The organism is Pseudonocardia lacus (assembly GCF_018531445.1).
GTDB classification, from domain to species: Bacteria; Actinomycetota; Actinomycetes; order Mycobacteriales; family Pseudonocardiaceae; genus Pseudonocardia; species Pseudonocardia lacus.
Genome location: NZ_JAHDTH010000005.1, coordinates 14,982 through 31,720, shown reverse-complemented (window position 1 = coordinate 31,720; position 16,739 = coordinate 14,982). Strand labels below are relative to the sequence as shown.

Genomic DNA, 16,739 nt, shown 5'->3' with positions numbered 1-16,739 from the left:
CCAGCAATACTACTGAGTATCACGCTACGAGGAGGGCCGCGGTAGTGTCAACCGGTGGCCGAACGGGCGAGGAGGAGCAGCCGATGAGCGCGAGCCCGGAGGTCCAGACGGAGGTGCGCGGCAGGATCCTGGACGCCGCCGCCGACGCGTTCATGCGCACCGGCTACGCCGCCACCACGATCGACGACATCGCGCGGGCCGTGGGGGCGACCAAGGGCCTGCTCTACTACCACTTCCGGGCCAAGTTCGACCTCTTCCTCGCGGTCTACGAGGAGGGGATGCGCCGGGTCCGGGAGCGCGTCGAGCCGCACGCCCACGCCGGGGGGACCGGCCGCGAGCGCCTGGTCGCGATGGCGATCGCGCACGAGCTCAATCTGATGGAGGACCTCGCCTACCACCACGTGGTGCACCAGGCGGTGCGGGGCGAGGTCGCCGGCGGCCTGAAGGTCCGCCAGCGCGACGCCCTGCAGACGCTGAACGGGCTGCGCCACGAGTACGAGCGCATGTTCCGCCGGGTGCTGGTCGACGGGATCGAGGACGGCTCGCTGCGTCGGGTCGACCCGTCGCTGGCCACCAGGACCCTGCTCAGCAACCTCAACGCGGTGGACGTCTGGTACCGCCGGATCGACGGCCAGACCTCCGCGGAGGTGGACGAGTTGGCCAGGCAGATCGTCGACCTGCTGATCGGTGGTCTCGCCGCCTGAACAGCCCCGGCCGAGCCTTGACCTCTCCGGGGACCTCGGTGACTATGCGCTCAGTCACAAGACCGCCGACGACGACGTACGGAACGAGGTCGGATGATGCAGCCGGGACAGGGCACGCGGGAGCTGCGGGCCGTGCTGGAGGGCTACTCCTTCCTGGAGTGCCCGCGCTGGCACGACGGCAGGCTGTGGGTGTCGGACTTCTACACCGAGCGGGTCGTCGCGACCGACGGCCGAGGCAGCGCCGATGCGACGGTCGAGGTGATGGCCGAGGTGCCCGGGCAGCCGTCCGGGCTGGGCTTCCTCCCCGACGGGCGCGCGCTCGTGGTGTCGATGCGCGACCACCGCATCCTCCGGCGAGAGGACTCCGGCGCGCTGGTGGAGCACGCCGACCTGTCCGGGGCGGTCTCCGGGGTGCTCAACGACATGCTGGTGGACGGGCGGGGCCGGGCCTACGTGGGCAACTTCGGGTTCGACCTGATGGGCGGCGAGCCGATCCGGTACACCACGCTGAGCCGGGTCGACCCGGACGGCACGGTGACCACCGTCGCCGACGACCTCGGTTTCCCCAACGGCATGGTCCTGCTGCCCGGCGGGGTGCTGGTCGTCGCCGAGACGTTCGCCGGCCGGTTGTCCGCGTTCGACGTCGGCGAGGACGGCGCGCTGGGCAACCGCCGGGTGTGGGCGCAGTTCGGCGACACGCCGCGGACCGACGACGTCGGTGCGGCCCTGCAGTCGCTCGCCGTGGCTCCCGACGGCATCTGCGCGGACGCCGAGGGCGCGATCTGGGTGGCCGACGCGCTGAACGCCCGCGTGATCCGGGTGCGTGAAGGCGGGGAGATCGTCGAGGAGATCCCCACCGGGCTCGGCGTCTTCGCCTGCATGCTCGGCGGCGACGACGGCCGGACGCTGTTCCTGTGCGCGGCCCCGTCCTTCGCCGAGCACGAGCGGCGGGCCGCCCGCGAGGCGCAGCTGCTGGCGGCCCGCGTCGACGTCCCGCACGCCGGGCTGCCCTGACCGCCACCCCGACCACCTGTCGATCCGAGCGAAGAAGGAGGGGCACATGGACGTGTCCTGCGCTTTCCCGACCGCACTCGACTCCCCGGACAACATCGTCGTCGCCGAGCAGCTGGGGTACGCCCGGGCGTGGGTCTACGACACCCCGCAGCAGAGCCCGGACGTGTGGATGACGCTCGCGCTGGCCGCCGAGCGGACCGAGCGGATCGGCCTCGGCCCCGGCGTGCTCGTCCCCAGCCTGCGCCACCCCATGGTCAACGCCGCGGCGACCGCCACGCTGGCCGCGCTGGCTCCCGACCGCGTCGCGGTCTCCTTCGGCACCGGGTTCACCGGCCGGCGCGCCATGGGCTACCGCGCCATCACCTGGTCCTACATGCGGTCCTACATCCGCGCGTACCGCGGGCTGCTGCGCGGCGAGCTCGTGGAGTGGGAAGGCGCGAAGATGCGGATGCTGCACCCCGACGGGCACGCCCCGGCCCGCCCGGTCGAGGTGCCCATCCTGGTCGGGGCGCTGGGGCCCGTGGGCCACGAGGTGGCCACCGAGCTCGGCGACGGCGTCTACGTGACCCTGCAGCTGCCCGAGTTCATCCGCGAGTACTCCTGGGTGCCCTACCTCGTGTGGGGCACCGTGCTGGACGAGGACGAGCCGGTGGACGGCGAGCACGCGCGGGTGGCGGGCGGGCCGGGGTGGGCGCTGGCCTACCACGGTGCCTACGAGTTCGGCGGCCCGGACGCTGTCCGCGCCCTCCCGGGCGGTGCCGAGTGGATGGAGGTCGTCGAGCGGGACCCGCAGGACCAGCGGCACCTGGCCGTGCACTCCGGGCACTGCGTCGAGCTGAGCGAGGCGGACCGGGCGGCGTGGCGGGCGGGTGGTCACGTGATGCTGCGGGACGTGACGATGAGCGGCACGCGGGACGAGGTCCGCCGCCGGCTCGACGAGGTCGCCGAGCGCGGCGTCACCGAGGTCGTGTTCCAGCCCTGCGGGCCCGATCCGCGCCGTGAGCTGGAGCGGTTCCTCGACGCCGCGACGTCCTGACCCCTCCGGCCACGCGGATACCATCGCGCCGGCAGCGGGGGAGGTGACGTCGGCATGGCCAAGCGGCAGGCGCGATTCACCCCGCAGGAGGTGACGCGGGATCCGCGCCTGCTCGACCACTCGCCGGAGCTGTGGCGCGACGAGTTCGGCGAGGTCGCGTGCGGTCTGCTCGTCTCGGCCGTGCGCTGCTTCGCCGCCAACGGGTTCCACGCCACCACCACCCGCGACATCTGCTCCGCGGTCGGCCTGAGCCCGGCCGCGCTCTACGTGCACTTCCCGTCCAAGGAGCTGGTGCTGCACGCGATCGCGCGGATCGGTCACGAGCGCGCGCTCGCCGAGGTGTGCGCGGCGCGCGATGGCCCGGCCGACGACGCCGCCGTCCGGGTGCGCGCGGTCGTGTCGCGGTTCACCGCGTGGCACGCCCGCCACCACGTCGCGGCGCGCGTCTGCCAGTACGAGCTGACCGGGCTCACCCCGCAGCACTTCGAGGAGATCCGGGAGTTGCGCAGGCGGACGACCGAGGTGTTCCGGGACGTCGTGCGCCGTGGCGTCGACGACGGTTCGTTCCCACCCACCGACGTCGACCGCGTCGTGCGCAGCATGCTGTCGCTCGGCATCGACCTGGTCCGCTGGTACCGGCTGGACGGCGCCGACGCGCCCGAGCAGATCGGCGAGTACTACGCCGATCTCGCCATTCGCATGCTGACCCCACCGTCCGCGCCGCGGCCCCCGGGTGGCTGATACCGGTCGATCTCCTGGGTGAGGAATCACCGCGGTCGTGCGCCACTACCCCGACGACCCTGGCTACCATCGCGTGAACTGACGTTCATGACAGGGAGGTGGGGGCCGTGTCGCCCGCCCGACGCTCCGCGGACGCCACCTCCGCGCTGCGGGAGGCCCTGGTCGGCCACGCGCTGCGCATCGTGCGCCGCGACGGAGCCGCCGCGCTGACGATGCGCGCGCTCGCCGCGGAGGCCGACTGCTCCGTCGGGCTGCCCTACAAGGTGTTCGGCGGTCGCGACGAGCTGGTCGCCGCGGTGCTCACCGAGCAGTTCCGCGAGCTGGGCGAGGCGCTCGAGGAGGTCGTGGCTGCGGCCGGCACGGGCACCGTCGGCGACAACCTGGTCCGCTTCGCCGACGTGCTGCTCGGCTCGGGCACCGAAGTGATCAAGCTGGCCGAGGTGCACCGCGACCCGGAACTGGTCGGGCACATGCGCGAGTCCGCGCTGGTCAGCGGGTTCGTCGGGCGGCTGACCACGGCGGTGGACCGGTACCTGACCGCCGAGCGGGGCCGGGGGCGGGTGTCCGCGCGGGTCGACCCGGCGGCGGTAGGGTTCGTGGTCACCGGGGCCGTGCACAACCTGCTCGTGTCCGGCGATGCCTACCCGCGCCCGCCGCGCGCCGAGGTCGACGCCCACCTGCGCGCCGTGGCCGCGCTGCTGGTCGCGGACGGGTAGCGGCTGGGGGCCGCCCCGCCGGCCGGCGGGGCGGCCCCCAGCCCGGTCACGCCGCGACAGGGCGCTGGAAGCCGGCCAGCCGGTCGGCGACCACGCTGACCCGGGCCCCGGCCTCGGCGTTGACCCGCAACGCTTCGGCGAGCACCGGCCCCGGTGCGCCGTAGACGGTCACCCGGACCGGAGGGGCCAGCGCGACGGCCCGTCCGATGCGCTCGCGGGCCAGGCGCAGGTGCCGGTCCATGGCGTCGGCGCTCGGCTGCACCTGCACGTAGGTCAGCTCGTGGCGGTCCTCGTCGAGGAACACGTGCAGGCCGGCCGACCACGGTTCCTCTTCCCGCGCTGAGGCGACGAACTGCGCGCTGAGTTCGCGCAGCTCGGGCAGCGTGTCGGCGGGGACGGCGTGGGTGGAGATGAAGATCAGGGCGTCGGTCATTCGGGGCTCCTCGGACGGAATGGGTTGTGAACTCGCGTTCACGACGCTAGCGTGAACACCCGTTCACGGTCAATTGACCGCCCACCCCTCACCTGCAAGGAGGCCGCCATGGGCGCCGCCCCGATCCGATCCCGACCCGACGAGCCCGACCGTGCGTCCCGCCGCGGACTCGCGCTCGTGCTGCTCTGCGTCGCCGAGTTCGTGCTCGTGCTCGACGTGTCGGCGGCCAACGTCGCGCTGCCGAGCATCGCCGCCGACCTGGCCATGGGCCGCGCTGGCGCGACCTGGGTCCTGACCGCTTACGTGCTGGCGTTCGGCGGGCTCATGCTGCTGGGCGGGCGGCTGGCCGACGCGCTGGGCAGGCGCCGGGTACTGGTCACCGGCCTGACGGTGTTCGCGCTCGGCTCGCTGGCCTGCGGGCTGGCCCCCACCGGCGCCGTGCTGCTCGCCGGGCGCGTGCTGCAGGGAGTGGGGGCGGCGCTGGCCTCGCCTGCGGCGCTGTCGAGCATCAGCACGGCGTTCACCGGCCCCGAGCGCGACCGCGCTCTGGGTGCCTGGGCGACCATCGGCGGCGTCGGGTTCGTGGCCGGCATCCTGCTCAGCGGGCTGCTCACCACCGGGCCGGGCTGGCGGTGGATCTTCCTGCTGAACGTGCCCGTCGGCGCGGTGCTGCTGGTCGCGCTGCCGCTGGTGCTGCCGGGCGACCCGGCGCGGCGACGGATCCCGGTCGACGCGGCCGGCGCGGTGCTGGTCACCGCGACCACCGCGCTGGTGGTGCTGGGGCTGACCGCCGCCGGGGACGCCGGCTGGACGTCGCCGGCCACCCTGCTGCCACTGGCCGGTGCCCTCGTGGCCGGGGCGGGCTTCGTCGCCGTCGAGCGGCGGGCCGCCGACCCGCTGGTCCCGCCCGGCCTGCTGGTCCGCCGGCCGGTGCTGACCGGCACCGCGACCATGCTCGCGGCCAGCGCGCTGATGCTGTCGGTGTTCTTCCTCGCCTCGCTGCGGCTGCAGCACCTGCAGGGCTACGACGCACTGGGCACCGGCCTGGCCTTCCTGCCCGCCGCGCTCGCCGTCACCGCAGGCGCGCACGCCGGCGCCCGGCTGCTGGGCAGGTTCGGGGCGCGCCCGGTCGCCGCGGCCGCGTTCGGGCTGGCCGCGCTCGGCGCGGCCCTGCTGGCGCTGGCCCCGGCCGGGGCGGGCGCGTGGACCGGCGTCGTCCCGGGGCTGGCGCTGACCGCGCTGGGCCTCGGCCCGGCATTCGTCGTCGCCACCTCCACCGCCCTGTCCCACGTCGCCGACCGCGAGGCCGGGCTGGCCTCCGGCGCGGTGAACACCGGCCACGAGCTGGGCGGGGCGCTCGGCGTCGCGCTGGTCTCGTCGATCGCGGCGAGCAGCCTCGCCGGCGCGGTCGCGACCCCGGGCGGGTTCACCGCCGGGTTCACCGTGATGGCGGGCGTGGCGGCGGTCGCCGCGGTGGCCGGGCCGGCGCTGCTGCCCGCGGGACGGCCCAGCGTCGTCGGGCACGGCCACGGCCACTGAGGCGGCGGACCGCCCCGCGGGGAAGCGTTCGGTCGCGGTCGTCGATCGCGGCGGCGGTGATCGCGGCACCGACCGGCGCCACGGCCGCGCTGAGCGGCCCCACCGCGCCGCCCAGCCGGGGGGCGGATCGGGCGAAAGGCGGTTTCGTTCGACCGGATCGGGGACCATCATCGCCGGATGACCGGAAGGAACGAGTCCCTCTCCCGCCGGTGACCGCCCCCGCGGGAGCCCTGTTCGAGCACGCGTTGCGGCTGCACCGGCAGGTCCCGGACGGTCCGTTGCCACGCGACGGCGAGCCCTACCCCGACGACGCGACCCACCGCGAACGGCAGCGGTCGCGCACGAACCGGCAGCGGCGGGGCGCCGCCGTCGCCGAGGTCCTGGACGCGCACTTCGCCCGGCCCGACGCGCACCCGGTCGACCTCGGCGCCGCCTGCCGCGACCTCGCCGTGCCCATCCACCCTGACGACAGCATCACCGCCGCCGCGCTCCGCGCCGACGCCGTCCGGGTCCGCTCGACCGGGCGGTGGCTGGTGCGGCACAGCCCCGATCGCTGCTCGGCCCTCGTCGGGCTGGCCCTGCTCGCCACCGGCGCGAACACCGCCGACGTCCCGCTGATCCAGACGATCGGACTGCTGTCGAACTCGTTCGGCGCGCTGGCCGCCGACGCCCTCGGCCGCCGTCGGGACGCGGCCGCGTTGCTGTGGCTCGCCCGGCGCAGCGCCGGGTGGGGGCGGGTGTACGTCGTCGAGGCACTGTGCCGGCTCGGGGCGCCGCAGTCGCGCGACTGGCTGCTCCGCGGGGCCTGCGACGGCGACCTCCTCAGCGGCTACTACGCCGGGCGGGTCGCCACCGCGTCCCGGCTGCACGAGGCGATCACCCGCGCCGACGCCGACGACGACCTGGTCGACCACACCGGGCGGCTGCTGCGGGTCATGGCCGCTGCGACGGCATGGGCGCGACGCTGCGGCACTACCCGCCGGCGCACCCCGTCCTGGCCGCGCACGCCGCCCACCTCGAACGGCAGGCGCCCACCGCCGCCCGCTACGTCGAGACGGCCCGGCTCGCCGCCGGGCTGGCCGAGCGGGCCCCGGAGGAGGTCGGTCTCACCCGGACCGAGCGCGACCGGCTCGTGCGCCGCCACCTCGCGCTGCTCGACCGGGAGGACTGGTGCGCTGCCGGCCGCAGTGGTGTCGACGTCGGCAGCGACTTCGGCGCCTGGTTCGTCCGGGAGGTGGCCGGGTCGCTCGGCCTGCGCGCGTTCACCGCCGGCCCGTCGCGAAGCGGTGGCGAGGTCGGCGCCCAGGCGCTCAGTCCCGGTCGTCGATCGCGGCGGCGGTGATCGCGGCGCCGACCGCGGCCGCGGCCGCGCTGAGCGGCCCGACCGCGCCGCCCAGCCGGGGGGTGGTCAGCGGGGCCAGGATGCCCAGCGACGCGACCACGCCCTTCGCCCCCTCACCGGCATGGCCAGCGAGGACACCCCGGGCCGGTGCTCCTGGGCGCTGCGGCCAAGCCCGGAGCGCCGGATCACCTCCAGCTGGCGGCGCAGGCGGTCCGGGTCGGTGGTCGTCCACGGGGTGTAGCGGCGCAGGTCGGCCTCGACCGTGGCGAGCAGCTCCGGCGGGGCGTGGGCGAGGAGGACCTTGCCGACGGCCGTGCAGTGCAGCGGGAGCCGCCCGCCCGGGCTGTGCCTGGTCGGCTGGGTCCGCGAGCCGGCCAGCCGCTCGACGACCAGCGCGGACGTGCCGTCGAGGACGGCGAGGTGCACGGTGTGCCCGGTGGCCAGCACCAGGTCCTGCAGGTGCGGCAGGGCGGTCTCGCGCAGCAGGGTGGGCGCGGCCAGCAGCCCGAGCCGCCACATCCGCGCACCCACCTCGTAGGCGCCGTCGGGGCGGCGCAGCAGCAGGCGGGCCGCGCACAGCTCGGCGACGAGCCGGTGCGCGGTGGCCACCGGCAGCCCGGCGCGCCGGGAGATCTGCGACAGCGTCAGCGCGTGGTGCCCCGCGTCGAACGCGTCGAGCACCGACAGCGCCCGCGAGGTCGCGGAGCGGCCCGGGGCGGTGCGCGCCGGCGGGCGGTTGGCGCTGCGCACGACGTCAGCGTAGGGCGGATTTCCATTCGATGGAAAGCCGCGCTGACACGGTGATCGGATTCGCGGACCGTGCTCTCCACAGCCGGGGCGAGAGGACGCGACGTGGCGGACCGGTACGACGCGGTGGTGCTGGGCGGCGGCCACCACTCCACGATCATCGCCTGCTACCTGGCGCGGGCCGGGCTCTCGGTGGGGGTCTTCGAGCGCTCCGGCCGCCTCGGTGGCGCCGCGCTGAGCGGCCCGGGCCCCCTGCGCGGCTACACCATGAACCACTACTCGCACTGGACCCGCTTCTACGCGCACCCGGCCTACCGCGACTTCGACCTGCGCGCCGAGGGCCTGCGGTACGTGTTCCCCGAGGGCAACGAGGCCATGGTCTTCGACGACGGCAGCGCCTTCGTCGGCTGGTCGGCCTACCGGGTGGTCGACGAGGTCGGCGGGCAGGCCGCCTGGGCGGAGGGCATGGCCCGCACCGAGGCCGCGATCCGCGAGTTCTCCAGCGTGGACGCCGACACGTACCTGCGCGTGCGCGACGGCTACGACGCCGAGTGGAAGCAGGCGTTCGGCCGCCACCGCTACACGGTCCCCCCGCCGTGGGGCACGCCCGACCCGCTCGAGGCGCTGATGCGCGAAGGCGGGTTGATCGAGCCGGTCCACCAGTTCATGAGCGTGCGCCAGTTGGCCTACGACTTCTTCGCCGGCGACGAGCTGCGCACCCTGTTCATGCGCGCGGCCACCACCTCGGCCGGTGCCTACCCCGACGACGTGCTCGGCCTGCAGGGACTGGTGCACGTGCTGGCGCTGACCCTGTCGCTGGAGCCGGCCGCGATCGCCGTCGGCGGCACCGGGGCGATCACCGACGCATTGGTGCGGGCCGGGCGGCGCCGCGGGGTGGAGTACCACACGCACGCCCCGGTGGCCCGGATCCTCGGCGCGGACGGCCGGGCGAGCGGCATCGTCCTGGGCGACGGCACGCGGGTGGGAGCCGATCTGGTCGTCTCGGGGCTGGGGATGCCCAGACGGTGCTGGAGCTCATGGCGGACGTGCCGCGCAGCCCGCGCATCGACCACCGGCTGCGCAACATCCACTTCGACCGCGGCCAGCTGATCTGGGCGAACGTCGCGGTGCACGAGCTGCCCGACTACGCCGCGAAGACCGGCAACCCCGTCGTCGGGGCGCAGCCGCGGCTGTACTGGGGTCCGAAGGACCCCGACTACCTGGCCACCCGCTACCAGGCCGAGATCATGACCCAGGGCTACGCCAGCCGCGCGTTCGCCCTGACCAGCGCCGACACCATCTGGGACCCGGGCCGCGCGCCCGCGGGGGAGCACCTGGTCGGCTACGAGGAGTTCACCGCGCCGCTGCGGCTGTTCGACCGCGACGGCTGGCGGCGGATCGAGGCGACGGCGCGCCGGCACATGGTCGAGCAGTGGCAGCGCTACGCGCCGAACATGACCGAGGACAACATCGCCGGCGTCCGGCTGATCACCCCGCGCGACGTGCTGGCCACCCACCCCGACATGGTCGAAGGCGGCTACAGCCAGGGCGCCACGATCGCCAGCCAGCAGGGCCGGTTCCGGCCGATCCCGGAGCTGTCGGGCTACCGGACGCTGCTGCCCAACGTCTACACCTGTTCGTCGAGCACCCACTCCGGCTCGGGCATCGGCCGCGGCAACAGCCTGAACTGCTGGCGGGTGATCGCCGCCGACCTGGGCCTCGACCCGGACGCGACGGTCCGGGCCCCGGCAGCGGAGGTGCCCGCGTGACCGACGCGGGGCTGGCGGACAAGCGGGTCCTGGTCACCGGTGCGGCCCGCGGACTGGGCCGGGCGATCGCGGTCGAGCTGGCGAGCCTGGGCGTGCGGGTGCTCGCCGTCGACGTCGACTCCGACGGCCTGGCCGCCACCCGCGAGCGCAGCGCAGGCGAGGTCCGCACCGGACTCTGCGACGTCTCCGACGAGGCCGCCGTGGCCGCCGTCGCGGATCGGGCCGCCGACCTGCTGGGCGGCCTGGACGGCGTGGTCAACAACGCCGCGCTCGTCGACGTCACCCGGGCGCCTGCCGGGCAGATCCCGGTCGCCGAGTTCGACCGGGTCATGGCGGTGAACGTGCGCGGTCCGTGGCTGGTCTACCGGGCGACCGCCCCGCTGCTGGTCGCCGCGGGCGGGGGCAGCGTGGTGAACCTGTCCAGCGAGGCCGCGTTCAGCGGCTCCCGGCACCTGTCGCACTACGTCGCCAGCAAGGGCGCGGTCGTCGGGCTGACCCGTGCGCTCGCCCGGGAGGGCGGCCCGGCCGGGATCAGGGTCAACGCGGTCGCCCCCGGCTTCACCGACACCGAAGGCGCCCGGGGCATCGGCGACCCGGACGCCTACGACACCGGCGCCACTCCGCTGGGCCGGGTCGGTGGTCCTCGATCAGCCGTGCTCGCTCGTAGCGGCGACTGTGCGCGGGGCCAGCGAGATGACCAGACCGCAGAGGAGGGCGGCCACGACCACGTAGACGGCGATCGCCGCGGAGGAGCCGAACTCGGCGAGCAGCAGGGTCGCCACGATCGGCACGGGCGCCGCGGTGACCGCCCCGCCCAGGTGGTAGGCCAGCGACGAGCCGGTGTAGCGGGCCCGCGGCGGGAACAGCTCCGCGGTGAAGCCCGCGACCGCGCCGTAGACCAGTGCGTGCAGCACGGGGAGGGCGAGCAGGTAGGCGGCCACGACGCCGGCGACGGTGCCGGTGTCGAAGAGCGCGAACACCGGGAACGCGCCCAGGGCGACCGCGCCGCACCCGAGCACCAGGAAGTTCCGCGGGCCCGTCCGGTCGGCCAGGATCGCGAGCAGCGGGAGGGTCACCACCTGCAGCGCCGCGGCCACCAGCAGCGCCGCCAGCACCAGGCCCCGGCTCAGCCCCAGGTGGACCGGGCCGTAGCTGAGGAAGAACGTGCTGGCCAGGTAGAAGATCGTGTTCGGGGCGAGCATGCAGAGCATCCCGACCACCAGCGCCCGCTTGGAGGAGCGCAGGACCTCCATCGCCGGGGCCTCGACGACCTCGCCGCGCTCCTGCAGCGCGAGGAACTCCGGCGACTCGCTCACCCGCAGCCGGATGTAGAGCCCCACCACGACCAGCAGCGCCGAGCACAGGAACGGCACCCGCCACCCCCAGCTCAGCAGCTGCTCCTCGGGCATCAGGGTGACCAGGAAGAACGCCCCGCTGGACAGGAACGTGCCGGCGGGTACCCCGGCCTGCGGGAAGCTGGCGTAGAACGCGCGGCGGTGCGGGGGCGCGTGCTCCAGGGACATGACCACCGCCCCGCCCCACTCGCCACCGACGGCGAACCCCTGGACGAACCGCAGCACGACCAGCAGCACCGGGGCCCAGATCCCGATCGTGGCGTAGGTCGGCAGCAGCCCGACCGCGACCGTGCCCAGCCCCATCAGCACCACCGAGAGCACCAGCATCCGCTTGCGCCCGACCCGGTCGCCGAAGTGGCCGAACACCAGCCCGCCCAGCGGCCGGGCGAGGAAGGCGACCGCGAGCGTCGCGAACCCGGCCAGCGACCCGGCCACCGGGTCGAGGGTGGGGAAGAACAGCGGGTTGAACACCAGCACGGTGGCCGCCCCGAAGACGAGGTAGTCGTACCACTCGATGGTGGTGCCGATGAAGCTGGCCACCGCGACCTTCGCGGGCGAGGGCGCCCGCTGGTCGGCCGGCACGGAATGCGTCGTCGTCATCTCGTGGCTCCCTGGATCGGTGGGTCCTACTGGATGCTGCGGCCGCCGTCGACGTCCAGGCAGACGCCGGTGAGGAAGCCGGCCTGGTCGGAGGCGAGGTAGGCGATGCTGTGCGCGACGTCGCGGGCGGTGGCGGTGCGCGCCATGGGGATGCCGGCCACCCAGTCGGCCCGCACGTCGTCGGGCAGGGCGGCCGCACCGGTGAGGCTCTTGACGAAGCCGGTCTCGGCGATCACCGGGTTGACCGCGTTGACCCGCACGACCGGGGCGACCTCGGCGGCCAGCCCGCGGGTGAGCGTGATGACCGCGCCCTTGGTGGCGTTGTAGACGGTCAGCCCGGGCCGTGGGCGCTTCGCCGCGATCGAGGCGACGTTGACGACCACTCCGCCGCCGCGCCGGCGCAGCGCGGGCACGGCGTACTTGCAGCCGAGGAACACGCTGCGCACGTTGACGGCGAGCTGGCGGTCGACCGTCTCGACGTCGAGGTCGACCAGGGCGCCCGCCCGGTGGGGCACCCCCGCGTTGTTCACCATGACGTCCAGGCCGCCGAACGCCGACTCGGCGGTCTCGACCAGCCCGCGCACGGCGTCCGGGTCGGTCACGTCGGTGGTGACCGCGATCGCCGAGGGCAGCTCGGCGGCGACCCGCTCGGCGCCGGCGGCGTCGATGTCGGACACGACGACGTGCGCCCCGGCCTCGGCGAACGTCCGCGCGGTCGCCGACCCGAACCCGCCCGCGGCGCCGGTCACGACGACGACCTTGTTCTCGAACGACAGCTCCATGGCAGCTCCCTGCTGGCTCGGTCTCAGCGGTGGGTCGGGTGGGGTTCGGTCATCCGCCGCGGGTCGAGCAGCTCGCGCAGCTCGTCGTCGGGCAGGTCCGTGCGCTCGCGGGCGACCTCGCGGATCGTGCGCCCGCTGCGGCGGGCTTCGGCGGCGATGGCGGCCGCCTCGTCGTAGCCCAGGCGCGGGGTCAGCGCCGTGGCCGCCATGAGGCTGCGCTCGACCGCGGCCGGCCCGGCGTCGGTGGCCCGGATCCCGTCGACGCACCGCTCGGCGAACACGCCCGCCGCGCCGGCCAGCAGCTCGATCGACTCCAGCAGGCAGTAGGCCACGACCGGGGTCATCACGGTGAGCTCGAAGTTGCCCCGGCCGCCGGCCAGCGCGATGGTGGCGTCGTTGCCGCTGACCTTGGCCGCGACCTGGCAGACCGCCTCGGCGACGACCGGGTTGGTCTTGCCGGGCATGATCGACGAGCCCATCGACAGGCTCGGCACCTCGATCTCGGCCAGGCCGGTGCGCGGCCCGCTGCTCATCCAGCGCACGTCGTCGGCGATCTTGAGCAGGCTCACCGCGGCCGTGCGCAGCGCGCCGGAGGCGAACACCACCGCGTCGAGGTTGTTCTGCGCCTGGAAGTGGTTCTCGGTCTCGCGCAGCTCCACCGCGAACTCTTCGGCCAGCGCCGCGACGACCCGGCCGGCGAACCCGGGGTGGGTGTTGAGCCCGGTCCCGACCGCGGTGCCGCCCAACGCCACCTCGGCGAGGCCGTGCTGGGCGGCGCGGATCCGCTGCAGGCTGCGCTCGACCTGGCCGGCGTGGCCCAGGAACTCCTGCCCGAGCCGGATCGGCACCGCGTCCTGCAGGTGGGTGCGCCCGGTCTTGACCACCCCGTCGGTGGCCCGGGCGACCACCCGCAGGGACCGCGCGAGGCGGGCGAAGGCGGGCACCAGCCGGTGGGTGATCGCCTCCTGCGCGGCGAGGTGCACGACGGTGGGGGTGACGTCGTTGGACGACTGCCCGCGGTTGACGTGGTCGTTGGGGTGGACCGGGTGCTTGGCGCCCAGCGGCGCGCCGAGCAGCTGGTTCGCCCGGTTGGCGATCACCTCGTTGGCGTTCATGTTGGTGTTGGTGCCGCTGCCGGTCTGGAACACGTCGACCCGGAAGTGGCCGTCGAGCGTCCCGTCGGCGACCTCGCCCGCGGCGGTCGCGATGACCTCGGCGAGCGCCGGGTCGAGCAGTCCGAGCTCGGCGTTGGCCCGGGCGGCGGCCCGCTTGAGCGCCCCGAGTCCGCGCAGGTAGCCGCGCGGCAGGCGCAGGTCGCTGATGGTGAACGCCTCGATCGCGCGTTGGGTCTGCGCCCCCCACAGCGCGCCGTCGGGGACGGCCACCGTCCCACCGAAGTCGACCTCCTGCCGGTGGCCCGCCGGCCGCAGGGCCATCGGCTCCGCGCTCACCGGTCGATGTCCACGGCGACGTACTTGACCTCGAGGTACTCCTCGATGCCGGCGCTGCCGCCCTCCCGGCCCAGACCCGAGCGCTTCATCCCGCCGAACGGGGCGGCCGGGTTGGACACGAAGCCGCGGTTGAGCCCGACCATGCCGGTCTCCAGGCCCTCCGCCAGCCGGACCGCCCGGCCGATGTCGCGGGTGTAGACGTAGCTCACCAGCCCGGAGTCGGTGTCGTTGGCCCGGCGCAGCACCTCCTGCTCGTCGGTGAACGTGGAGATCGGCGCGACCGGGCCGAAGATCTCCTCGCGGGCCATGCGCGCGGAGGCCGGGACGTCGGTCAACACGGTGGGCGGGTAGAAGTAGCCCGGTCCCGGCGGCACCGCTCCGCCGGTGCGGACGCGGGCGCCGCGGTCGACGGCGTCCTCGACGAGCGCGGCGACCTTGTCACGCTGGACGGCATCGATGAGCGGACCGACGTCGACGCCGTCGTCGATCCCGGGGCCGACCACGAGCGCGCCCATCCGCGCGGTGAGCCCCGCGGTGAACTCCTCGGCCACGTCGGCGTGCACGTGGAACCGGTTGGCCGCGATGCACGCCTCGCCGACGTTGCGCATCTTGGCGACCACCGCGCCCTCCACCGCCGCCTCGACGTCGGCGTCCGCGCACACGATGAACGGCGCGTTGCCGCCCAGCTCCATCGACGTGCGCAGCACCTGGTCGGCGGAGCCGGCGATCAGCATGCGGCCGACCTCGGTCGAGCCGGTGAACGACAGCTTGCGCAGCCGGCCGTCGTGGATCAGCGGCTCGGCGACCGCCGCGGGCGAGGAGGTGGTCACCACGTTGAGCACGCCGTCGGGCAGGCCCGCCTCGGCCAGCACCGAGGCCAGCGCCAGCGCCGTGAGCGGGGTCTGCTCGGCCGGCTTGAGGATCATCGTGCAGCCGGCCGCGACCGCCGGCCCGATCTTGCGGGCGGGCATGGCCAGCGGCACGTTCCACGGCGTGATCAGCAGGCTCGGCCCCACCGGCTGGCGCATCAGCAGGATCCGCCCGGAGCCGGCGGGGTCGGCGGTCCAGTCGCCGCGGATGCGCACGGCCTCCTCGGCGAACCAGCGGAGGAACTCCGCGCCGTAGGCCACCTCGGCCCGCGACTCGGCCAGCGACTTGCCCATCTCCAGGGTGATCAGCAGCGCGATCTCCTCGGTGCGCGCCACCAGGATCTCGTAGGCGCGGCGCAGGACCTCGCCCCGCTCGCGCGGCGGCGTCGCCGCCCACGCGCCCTGCGCCGCCGACGCCGCGGCGAGGGCGTCCAGGGCGTCCTCGGCGGTGCCGTCGGCGACCTCGCCGAGCGGGGTGCCGGTCGCCGGGTCCTCCACGGCGAACGTGCGCCCGCCGGTCGCCTCGCGGAACCGGCCGCCGACGAACAGACCCTTCTCGACCCGGTCGAGCACCGCGGCCGCGGTTGCGGTGGCGGGAATGGTGGTGGTCATCGTGTCGAAACCTCACTTCCGGTGTCCGGCTTGGACGTGGGAATCATTCGTATTCACGAACGGGAGTCGGGTGGTCAATTCCGGAACGGGCCCGGCGTAGGATGCCGCCGTGCTGCCCGCGTCCGTGTCGATCGCCGCGGAACTGATCCCCCGACTCGCCCTGCTGCACGCGATGACCGAGCACGGCCACCTGAGCGCGGCCGCGGAGTCGGTCGGGGTGCCCCAGCCCACCGCGACGCGCTGGCTCGACGCACTCAACAAGTCGGTCGGGGTGGCGCTGACCGAACGGGTCGGGCGCCGCGTCGAGCTCACCCCGGCCGGCCACGCGCTGGCCGAGGCCGCCGGCGCGGTCCACCGCGAACTGGCGATGGGCGTGGCCCGCGCGATCGAGGCCGCCGACCCCGGGCGCGGCCAGATCGTGTTCGGCTTCCTGCGCACGCAGGGCTCCACCCGGGCGCCCGAACTGCTGCGCGGGTACCGCGCGGTCCGCCCCCGGGTCCGGTTCTCGCTGGTCCAGGCCGGGCACGAGGAGCTGATCGAGAAGCTGCACGCCGGCACGATCGACATCGCGCTGAGCGCGCTGCGCCCCACGGACGCCGACGTCGAGGCCCTCGAGCTGTTCCGGGAGCCGTTCGTGCTGGTGGCCCCGGTCGAGCACCGGCTGGCCCGGCGACCGATGGTGCACCTGCGCGACGTCCGGGACGAGACCTTCGTCGGGCTCAGCGCCGGGATCGCGTTGCGCCGCCCGGTCGACGAGATGTTCCGCGCCGCCGGGATCAGGCCGCGCTACGGCTTCGAGACCGAGGAGGTGGAGACCGTGCGCGGCCTGGTCGCCGCCGGGGTCGGGTTGGGGGTCCTGCCGCAGCGCCAGGGCGGCCCGGTCGCCGGCTCGATCGAGATCCCGATCGCACCGACGCGCTACCGGACGATCGGCCTGATCGTCTCCTCGCGCCGGCGCCCGACACCGGCGGCGGAGAGCTTCCGCCTCTGGGCCGCGAGCCGACCGCGCCCGGTGCGGACGGGCTGAGC

The 16,739-nt window shown here is 74.8% G+C and carries 18 protein-coding genes and 1 pseudogene; 11 read left to right on the top strand and 8 right to left on the bottom strand.

Going from position 1 to position 16,739, the window contains the following annotated elements:
• Nucleotides 1–83: 83 nt before the first annotated feature.
• From KIK08_RS02270 to KIK08_RS02250, 5 genes are all read left to right on the top strand, one after another.
• Complete coding sequence (locus KIK08_RS02270) at nt 84–704, top strand: TetR/AcrR family transcriptional regulator (protein ID WP_214401262.1); 621 nt, start codon at nt 84–86, stop codon at nt 702–704.
• Between the two features lie 93 nt (nt 705–797).
• Nucleotides 798–1,718, top strand: a complete 921-nt coding sequence (locus KIK08_RS02265; protein WP_250556141.1) for an SMP-30/gluconolactonase/LRE family protein — start codon at nt 798–800, stop codon at nt 1,716–1,718.
• Nucleotides 1,719–1,764: 46 nt separating this feature from the next.
• On the top strand, nt 1,765–2,754 hold the full coding sequence (locus KIK08_RS02260; RefSeq protein ID WP_214401261.1) for an LLM class flavin-dependent oxidoreductase: 990 nt from the start codon (nt 1,765–1,767) through the stop codon (nt 2,752–2,754).
• Between the two features lie 54 nt (nt 2,755–2,808).
• Nucleotides 2,809–3,495, top strand: a complete 687-nt coding sequence (locus KIK08_RS02255; RefSeq protein WP_214401260.1) for a TetR/AcrR family transcriptional regulator — start codon at nt 2,809–2,811, stop codon at nt 3,493–3,495.
• Nucleotides 3,496–3,602: 107 nt separating this feature from the next.
• Nucleotides 3,603–4,211 carry a TetR/AcrR family transcriptional regulator gene (locus KIK08_RS02250; RefSeq protein ID WP_214401259.1) on the top strand — a complete coding sequence of 203 codons (609 nt, stop codon included), beginning with the start codon at nt 3,603–3,605 and terminating at the stop codon, nt 4,209–4,211.
• 46 nt (nt 4,212–4,257) lie between these two features.
• On the opposite strand, the gene KIK08_RS02245 is transcribed toward KIK08_RS02250, so the two are convergent.
• Nucleotides 4,258–4,644 carry a hypothetical protein gene (locus KIK08_RS02245; RefSeq protein WP_214401258.1) on the bottom strand — a complete coding sequence of 129 codons (387 nt, stop codon included), beginning with the start codon at nt 4,642–4,644 and terminating at the stop codon, nt 4,258–4,260.
• Nucleotides 4,645–4,752: 108 nt separating this feature from the next.
• Here KIK08_RS02245 and KIK08_RS02240 point away from each other — a divergent pair, with 108 nt between their 5' ends.
• Nucleotides 4,753–6,183 carry an MFS transporter gene (locus KIK08_RS02240; RefSeq protein WP_214401257.1) on the top strand — a complete coding sequence of 477 codons (1,431 nt, stop codon included), beginning with the start codon at nt 4,753–4,755 and terminating at the stop codon, nt 6,181–6,183.
• A 167-nt stretch (nt 6,184–6,350) separates the two neighbouring features.
• On the opposite strand, the gene KIK08_RS02235 is transcribed toward KIK08_RS02240, so the two are convergent.
• Nucleotides 6,351–7,097: a hypothetical protein gene (locus KIK08_RS02235; RefSeq protein WP_214401256.1), complete on the bottom strand. Its 747-nt coding sequence runs from the start codon at nt 7,095–7,097 to the stop codon at nt 6,351–6,353.
• A gap of 38 nt (nt 7,098–7,135) precedes the next feature.
• Here KIK08_RS02235 and KIK08_RS02230 point away from each other — a divergent pair, with 38 nt between their 5' ends.
• Nucleotides 7,136–7,525, top strand: coding sequence for a hypothetical protein (locus KIK08_RS02230; RefSeq protein WP_214401255.1), 390 nt, complete (start codon nt 7,136–7,138; stop codon nt 7,523–7,525).
• Here KIK08_RS02230 and KIK08_RS40815 read toward each other — a convergent pair.
• Entirely contained in the window at nt 7,494–7,625 is a 132-nt protein-coding gene (locus KIK08_RS40815) for a hypothetical protein (protein WP_256446065.1), read from the bottom strand. The two genes, KIK08_RS02230 and KIK08_RS40815, sit on opposite strands and share 32 nt — an antisense overlap.
• Nucleotides 7,592–8,275 carry an IclR family transcriptional regulator gene (locus KIK08_RS02225; RefSeq protein ID WP_214401254.1) on the bottom strand — a complete coding sequence of 228 codons (684 nt, stop codon included), beginning with the start codon at nt 8,273–8,275 and terminating at the stop codon, nt 7,592–7,594. Before KIK08_RS02225 ends, KIK08_RS40815 begins: the two co-directional genes overlap by 34 nt.
• A gap of 102 nt (nt 8,276–8,377) precedes the next feature.
• On the opposite strand from KIK08_RS02225, the gene KIK08_RS02220 reads away from it, so the two are divergent.
• From KIK08_RS02220 to KIK08_RS42155, 3 genes and pseudogenes are all read left to right on the top strand, one after another.
• Nucleotides 8,378–9,382 (top strand): phytoene desaturase family protein, encoded by a 1,005-nt coding sequence (locus KIK08_RS02220; RefSeq protein WP_214401253.1) that lies wholly within the window; start codon nt 8,378–8,380, stop codon nt 9,380–9,382.
• Complete coding sequence (locus tag KIK08_RS39455) at nt 9,310–10,041, top strand: phytoene desaturase family protein (RefSeq protein ID WP_250556140.1); 732 nt, start codon at nt 9,310–9,312, stop codon at nt 10,039–10,041. Before KIK08_RS02220 ends, KIK08_RS39455 begins: the two co-directional genes overlap by 73 nt.
• Nucleotides 10,038–10,673 (top strand): annotated as a pseudogene (locus KIK08_RS42155) (SDR family NAD(P)-dependent oxidoreductase); the annotation flags it as partial. The gene KIK08_RS39455 and the pseudogene KIK08_RS42155, both read left to right, overlap by 4 nt.
• A 15-nt stretch (nt 10,674–10,688) precedes the next feature.
• Here the strand turns inward: KIK08_RS42155 and KIK08_RS02210 are convergent.
• The 4 genes from KIK08_RS02210 to KIK08_RS02195 are packed head-to-tail and all read right to left on the bottom strand — an operon-like array spanning nt 10,689 to nt 15,710.
• Nucleotides 10,689–11,996 (bottom strand): MFS transporter, encoded by a 1,308-nt coding sequence (locus KIK08_RS02210; protein ID WP_214401252.1) that lies wholly within the window; start codon nt 11,994–11,996, stop codon nt 10,689–10,691.
• Between the two features lie 26 nt (nt 11,997–12,022).
• Complete coding sequence (locus KIK08_RS02205) at nt 12,023–12,778, bottom strand: SDR family oxidoreductase (RefSeq protein WP_214401251.1); 756 nt, start codon at nt 12,776–12,778, stop codon at nt 12,023–12,025.
• A 23-nt stretch (nt 12,779–12,801) separates the two neighbouring features.
• Entirely contained in the window at nt 12,802–14,214 is a 1,413-nt protein-coding gene (locus tag KIK08_RS02200) for a class II fumarate hydratase (RefSeq protein WP_214401306.1), read from the bottom strand.
• 11 nt (nt 14,215–14,225) lie between these two features.
• Nucleotides 14,226–15,710 carry an NAD-dependent succinate-semialdehyde dehydrogenase gene (locus KIK08_RS02195; RefSeq protein WP_214401250.1) on the bottom strand — a complete coding sequence of 495 codons (1,485 nt, stop codon included), beginning with the start codon at nt 15,708–15,710 and terminating at the stop codon, nt 14,226–14,228.
• 109 nt (nt 15,711–15,819) lie between these two features.
• On the opposite strand from KIK08_RS02195, the gene KIK08_RS02190 reads away from it, so the two are divergent.
• Nucleotides 15,820–16,737 carry a LysR family transcriptional regulator gene (locus tag KIK08_RS02190; protein ID WP_214401249.1) on the top strand — a complete coding sequence of 306 codons (918 nt, stop codon included), beginning with the start codon at nt 15,820–15,822 and terminating at the stop codon, nt 16,735–16,737.
• Nucleotides 16,738–16,739: the final 2 nt, after the last annotated feature.